The following is a 5,908-nucleotide window of genomic DNA, read 5'->3' as shown; positions in this document are numbered from 1 at the left end:
GAAGCGCAGCGAAGTACCGAAGCGAAGCGTAGTGCGGAATGCCCCGACCCTTGCGCAGCAAGGGGCACGCCCAAAAAATTAAACTTAAATTATTATGTAGCCATCAGCTTTTGTAAATTTTATTCAAGTTCAATTTCAATCCTACGATTTTGCTTGCGTGCAAGGTCTGAATTATCAGGATTGAGGGGATATTTTTCCCCCAAGCCTATGGCAGTGATGCGATTAGAATCTATCCCCAAGCTCGTCAAGTACTGTTTGACCTCATCGGCACGTTTTTGTGAGAGTTCTACCGCTTCCTGACCTTGAATAGTGTTATCGGTATGCCCTTTAATGATAATTTTGAGGTCATTTTTTTCTTTGAGTACAGCATAAAGTTTATTTAACTCATTTTTAGCCACCTCATTGAGCTGATACTGCTTTCCTGCATATTGGATATTTTTTAAGATGATTTTACTTCCTGCCCGCAAAGGTTTGAGTAAAATTTCAATTTGTTTTTTGCCAAATTCTGCTTTTTCATCTATTTCAATTCGTTCAGAATAAAGTTCATATCCAGGGTAATAAACATCAATAGCATAATCATCACCGTTAGGTAGGGCGAATTGAAAGTTTCCCGTAGCTTCATTAGCTTGCCCCTGAGCAGCAAGGCTATTTTTTTGATAAGCTACAACAGAAATTTCTGCACCTAACGGCTTTCGAGTAACGGCATCTCTTACCGTACCTAACATAACTAACAATTTTTTAGGCACAATTGGTACTGCTGCGTATTGTGGAGCTTTGCTATCTATAAAATAGATTACATAGATATCTTTTCCGCCAAATCCGCCTGTGCGCCCCGAAGCATAATAACCTCGTTTGCCGTCAGCGCTAAGAATGAAGTTAATTTCATCATCAGGGGTGTTAAGAGGGTAGCCTAAATTGTACACTTCGGATACATTTTTTTCGTTCCATTTACATACAAATACATCGTATCCCCCCATGCTTTTGGTGCAGTTTGAGCTAAAATATAAAGTTTCGCCGTCAGGGTGTAAAAAAGGACAATCTTCATCAAAAGGTGTATTGATACCAGGACCGCAATTGATAGGTTTAGACCAACTTCCATTAGGTTGTTTTTTGCAATAGTAAATATCTCGTCCACCATAGCCCCCTTTTTTATCACTGGTTAGAAAAAGATATTGCCCATCCGCAGAAATGAAAATTGAAGTTTCTAAATAAGCACTGTTAATGATTTTTGAAAGCGCTTTGGGCGTTTGCCACACTTTACCTTTTAACTTTGAGACATAAATATCCCCTTGTCCATCATTACGATAGAAGTACATTTGTTGCCCATCTGCGCTGATAGATAAAGCAGACTCATGGTATGTTGTGTTAATAGGTGCATCAATATTTTGGGCAGGTTGCCATTTACCGTATTTTCGTTCAGATACAAAAATATCGTCAAACTTTTTGCCCGTAGCTCGGTTGGTGTCGCCCAAAGCTGTTGAACGATTAGAAGTAAAAAACATGGTATTTTCGTCTAAGGTCAAGCAAGCGCCGTACTCATCCGCAGCCGTGTTAATAGCACTACCTAAATTTTCTACTTGAATATTGATGCGTTTTTTAACTAGGGCTTTACCTGTGCTGCATTGTGCCATTAAGTGTTTAATTTGTTTTCGGGGCATACCTGGAATGAGGTCTTTATTAGCTAACTCATAAAATTTAAGTGCTTCATCAAATTGCCCAGCTAAATGATAGCCCACAGCAATTTTAGCTTTAAGCGTGGCACTATACAAAGGAAACCTTTCGTACACTTTGAGATAGTATTGCAGCGCTTTTTCTTTTTCATTTCCATACTCATAGCACTGACCAATAGCATACAGATAGTCAATATTATCAGGGTCAGAGTCTAAAAGGGTTTGGTAATATTTGAGGGCTTGGTCGTAGCTGCCATTGTCAAAATAGCGCTCTGCTAAGCGAAGAGTTTTTAAGTGATTTTGCCCTTTTGCAATAAAAGGAACGTATATCGTTGAAATAACTATAAGAATAAGAAAAATACCCTTGCGTTTAATCATTATATTTAACGCAAATTTGCACAAAAATGAGAGATATTAAATGGGTTGTAGTTTCTTAAAATTTAATAGACCACATTCCTCTAAAATCTTTTATCTTGTAATCTTTAGCTAAATCATTGGGATATAATTTTTTGATAGCAGCTAAGGTTTGAGGGTCAATATCCTTATTCTTATCACCATGACATTTCAAGCAAGTTGGTGTAGCTATCATAATTGGCTTGAAGTAATATACTTCTTTGCCACTTTCTACAATAAAGGGTTCTAAAGGCTCTTGGTTTTTGAATTTAGTAAGGAAGGCTTCTAAGGTACTTTTTTCTATGTCATTTTGAGGTTTATCTTGTGGATTGCGAAACTTATTAGACACTCTTCGTATTTGACAATGGTATGTTTTAGATAAAGAATCCACCAAAGGAAGAGCTTTGAGATGACAAAGTTCTACTGCGCCATGTGTACCTTTTTGTGCTATTGCGCTTTCTAAAACAGTAATCAATTGAGATTGTACTTTTTTCGTGATGCTATCCCCTAATTTTAGATAATTAATCATAGATTTTTGGGTAAGAGTCTCTTTTTTATCTTCAATCCGTTGAGGTTTACTACTTTTACACGCTTGCAAAACCAATCCGAAAAGAAAAACTGCAAGAATAAGAGTAATACTCGTTTTTAGTAAACTATTCATACGCCTTAAAATTACACAAAAAATGACCTTGCTGTCGTGTAACAAATATTACATTTTATGTTGCACACATATTCACTTTTTGACACTTGCTGCTAAATAAATAACTAGTTCAAGCAAAGGTTTTTTATTTTAGTTTTGTCATTATGGCAAATATGTTCAAAAAAGAAATTCATTTGTATGATGCAGTAATGTTAGTAGCAGGCACAATGATAGGTTCAGGGATTTATTTAGTTACAGCAGATATTGCCCGTAATGTACAAAGTGCAGGGTATATTTTGTTAGTGTGGATAATATCAGGAATAATTACCTTATTAGGAGCTTTGAGCTATGGTGAGCTTACTAGCATGATGCCCCAAGCAGGTGGTCAGTATGTATTTTTACAACGTGCCTATAACAATATGATAGCTTTTTTGTATGGTTGGACGCTTTTTATGGTCATTCAAACAGGAACAATTGCCGCAGTAGGTATTGGCTTTGCTAAATTTACAGGAGTTTTTGTTCCTGAGCTATCTCAAAGTTGGTTGGAGATACAACAGTTTAAGCTTACCTATCAGCAGGTATTAGCAGTTTTTACAATACTGCTGCTTACTTACATTAACACTCGGGGACTTAAGTACGCAAAGTATATTCAAAATGTATTTGGTAGCACTAAAATTATTGCGTTGATAGTTTTGATAATAGCAGGTTTCTTTTTTGCTGATGTTCAAACTTTAAGAGTCAATTTTGAATCTGCTTGGGCGTTCAGTGCTTCGCCTGAAAGTCCTACTCTGGCTGTGGCTATGAGTTTAGGGTTAGTAGGGGCTTTGTTTTCTAGCGATGCATGGAATAATATTTCTTTTGCAGGCGATGAAGTGGTTCAACCTCAAAGAACAATACGTTTGAGCTTGTTAATAGGCGTGCTGTTGGTAGTAGTTTTGTACGTTTTGGTTAATGTAGTGTATTTAAGCATATTACCTGTTTCGGTTATACAGAAAGCTCCCGAAGATAGAGTAGCGATTGCTGCGGCTGCTCACACTGGTGGAAGTTGGTTAGTTTATTTACTCACTATTTTAATCATGATTTCTACGTTTAGCTGTTTGAATGGCTGTATTTTAGCTGGGGCAAGAGTGTATTATCAAATGGCAAAAGATAATTTATTTTTTTCGCAAGCAGGTCATCTCAATAGTAAGGGCGTTCCTGCAATCTCTTTGTGGTATCAAGCGGTGTGGGCAAGTATATTGTGCTTTTCAGGAACATATAACGATCTGCTCAATTATGTAATGTTTGCTGTAATTGCATTTTATATTTTGACTATTGCAGGTTTGTTTATTTTGCGAGTCAAACAACCTGATGCAGAGCGGCCTTACAAAGTGCCTTTGTATCCAATTTTGCCTGCTTTATATCTGTTGAGTACTTTTACTTTTATTGTTCTGCTTTTGATGAGCTATTCAAAGTATGCATTGGGTAGTTTGGTTATTCTTTGTTTGGGGATACCTGTTTTTTTCTTGTTTCAAAAGAGAATGAAAAGTCAGAAATGAGCAAATTTATTTTAGGTCTAAAAGATGATTTGATTTTTTTGGGCGTGCCCCTTGCTGACGCAAGGGTCGGGGCATTCCGCACTACGCTTCGCTTCGGTGCTTCGCTAACGCTACGCACTGCCTATCGGCATGCTCCATGCCCCTCACGCAATCTAAAAACCTAACCCTCTCAACTTGACCTTATTTACCTCATCCAAACCCTTCTTGTAATGCACATTATACCTCTTACTCATCCCATCTATTAAGATAGGATCTGTCCAAGCTCCGCTTTTATACCTATGAACTTTCCCTCAACACCTCTTTTATTTCCTTTTTCTGCTCTTTGCTTAAACGCCTCGCTTTGCCTTTACGCTTCTTGTCCTTCTGCAAAACGCTTTACCCATAACATAATAGACTTCAAACTTACCCCATAAAAGTTTGATAAGTAACGACTGCTATATCTTCCTGTGCTACCGCTTGTAATTTTATCCCAATACGCTTCTTATTCTCTTTGTTAATCAGAAACTTATTTCCTCAAGTTCGTAATTCCCTATTTTAATACTTTTCTACCCATAATTACTTCCGCTATATTAACAAATATTACCGCAAATAAAAAATAGGCTTAATATAAGAGTACCATCTTGTAAATTTGTCTCAAATATGATTAGTCAAGTTAACGTAGATCCATCTTGGAGTTTTAGTCAATGTTCTGCCAAAGATACTTCCTACGTTACTCATGCATACTACACTTATCCTGCTAGATTCATTCCGCAGTTAGTTCGCCGCCTTATCTATGAACATGGCACAGAAGCACAAGTCTTAGCTGATCCGTTTATGGGAAGTGGAACTACAATTGTAGAAGGGCTAGTTAGCCAAAAAATAAGCATAGGGGTAGATATCAACGAAATCGCTTTTTTAGTAGCACAGGTTAAAACCACGCCTTTGCCCTCTTTGAAGTTAGTTGAAGTTTTTACTGATCTTGAAAAAGACCTCAAAAAACGCCTATACACTGAAAGAGCATATTTTTTACAAAAGTCCCTCGAATCACTCAAACTTCACGAAAAAATTGACTATTGGTTTAGACCTGCTCAAAAAGAAAGCTTGGCTATTGTATTACAAAGAATTTTAGAAATTTCTGATGAACCTATACGAAAATTTTTTTAGTTGCTTTTGCCCAGATTCTTAAAACTTGCTCAATTTGGCTACAAAAAAGTGTAAAACCCACTCGGGACTTGAACAAAAAAATTATGACGTTTTACAAACTTTTTTACAGCATACAAGAAAAATGATTGAGAAAAATAATCAGTTCTGTAAGCTACTACCGCAGTCATTTCTTGAAAATATAGAAAATTATCGGATACTTGCTTGTACAGATGCCCGAAAAATGCCTTGCCCAACTGAAAGTGTAGATTTAATTGTCACCAGTCCGCCTTATGTAACTAGCTATGAATACGCTGACTTACATCAACTGCCCTTGTATTGGTTGGGCTATTTGCAAGACTTATCTCAATTTCGGCAAAAATTCATCGGTTCAATGTACAGAAAACGAGAAAATGGAAACATACATAGCAATTTGGCAGAGAAAATCATAAAAGATTTAGGTAACAATAAAAAAGGTCTTGAAGTGAAATATTACTTTGCAGATATGTATGAAGTTTTTGGAGAGATGTATCGCATTCTCAAACCAC

The 5,908-nt window shown here is 36.8% G+C and carries 6 protein-coding genes; 4 read left to right on the top strand and 2 right to left on the bottom strand.

Going from position 1 to position 5,908, the window contains the following annotated elements:
• Nucleotides 1-119 precede the first annotated feature (119 nt).
• Both NZ519_11065 and NZ519_11060 read right to left on the bottom strand, forming a co-directional pair.
• Nucleotides 120-2,048, bottom strand: a complete 1,929-nt coding sequence (locus tag NZ519_11065) for an OmpA family protein (GenBank protein MCS7029291.1) — start codon at nucleotides 2,046-2,048, stop codon at nucleotides 120-122.
• Nucleotides 2,049-2,103: 55 nt separating this feature from the next.
• Nucleotides 2,104-2,724 (bottom strand): DUF3365 domain-containing protein, encoded by a 621-nt coding sequence (locus NZ519_11060; GenBank protein ID MCS7029290.1) that lies wholly within the window; start codon nucleotides 2,722-2,724, stop codon nucleotides 2,104-2,106.
• Between the two features lie 152 nt (nucleotides 2,725-2,876).
• On the opposite strand from NZ519_11060, the gene NZ519_11055 reads away from it, so the two are divergent.
• From NZ519_11055 to NZ519_11040, 4 genes are all read left to right on the top strand, one after another.
• A complete protein-coding gene (locus tag NZ519_11055; protein MCS7029289.1) occupies nucleotides 2,877-4,241 on the top strand; it encodes an amino acid permease in 1,365 nt (454 codons plus the stop codon).
• A gap of 38 nt (nucleotides 4,242-4,279) precedes the next feature.
• Nucleotides 4,280-4,405 (top strand): hypothetical protein, encoded by a 126-nt coding sequence (locus NZ519_11050; protein MCS7029288.1) that lies wholly within the window; start codon nucleotides 4,280-4,282, stop codon nucleotides 4,403-4,405.
• Between the two features lie 475 nt (nucleotides 4,406-4,880).
• Complete coding sequence (locus tag NZ519_11045; GenBank protein MCS7029287.1) at nucleotides 4,881-5,384, top strand: site-specific DNA-methyltransferase; 504 nt, start codon at nucleotides 4,881-4,883, stop codon at nucleotides 5,382-5,384.
• 34 nt (nucleotides 5,385-5,418) lie between these two features.
• On the top strand, nucleotides 5,419-5,908 hold a 490-nt coding region (locus NZ519_11040), incomplete at its 3' end, for a hypothetical protein (GenBank protein MCS7029286.1).

Source organism: Bacteroidia bacterium (assembly GCA_025056095.1).
GTDB lineage: Bacteria > Bacteroidota > Bacteroidia > JANWVE01 > JANWVE01 > JANWVE01.
Note: the sequence above shows the minus strand (reverse complement) of the source record. Positions and strands in the feature narration are given on the sequence as shown.

Coding starts and splice junctions, on each gene's coding strand:
- NZ519_11055 (MCS7029289.1), top strand. CDS start 2,877: ATGTTCAAAAAAGAAATTCATTTGTATGATGCAGTAATGTTAGTAGCA.
- NZ519_11060 (MCS7029290.1), bottom strand. CDS start 2,724: ATGAATAGTTTACTAAAAACGAGTATTACTCTTATTCTTGCAGTTTTT.
- NZ519_11045 (MCS7029287.1), top strand. CDS start 4,881: ATGATTAGTCAAGTTAACGTAGATCCATCTTGGAGTTTTAGTCAATGT.
- NZ519_11065 (MCS7029291.1), bottom strand. CDS start 2,048: ATGATTAAACGCAAGGGTATTTTTCTTATTCTTATAGTTATTTCAACG.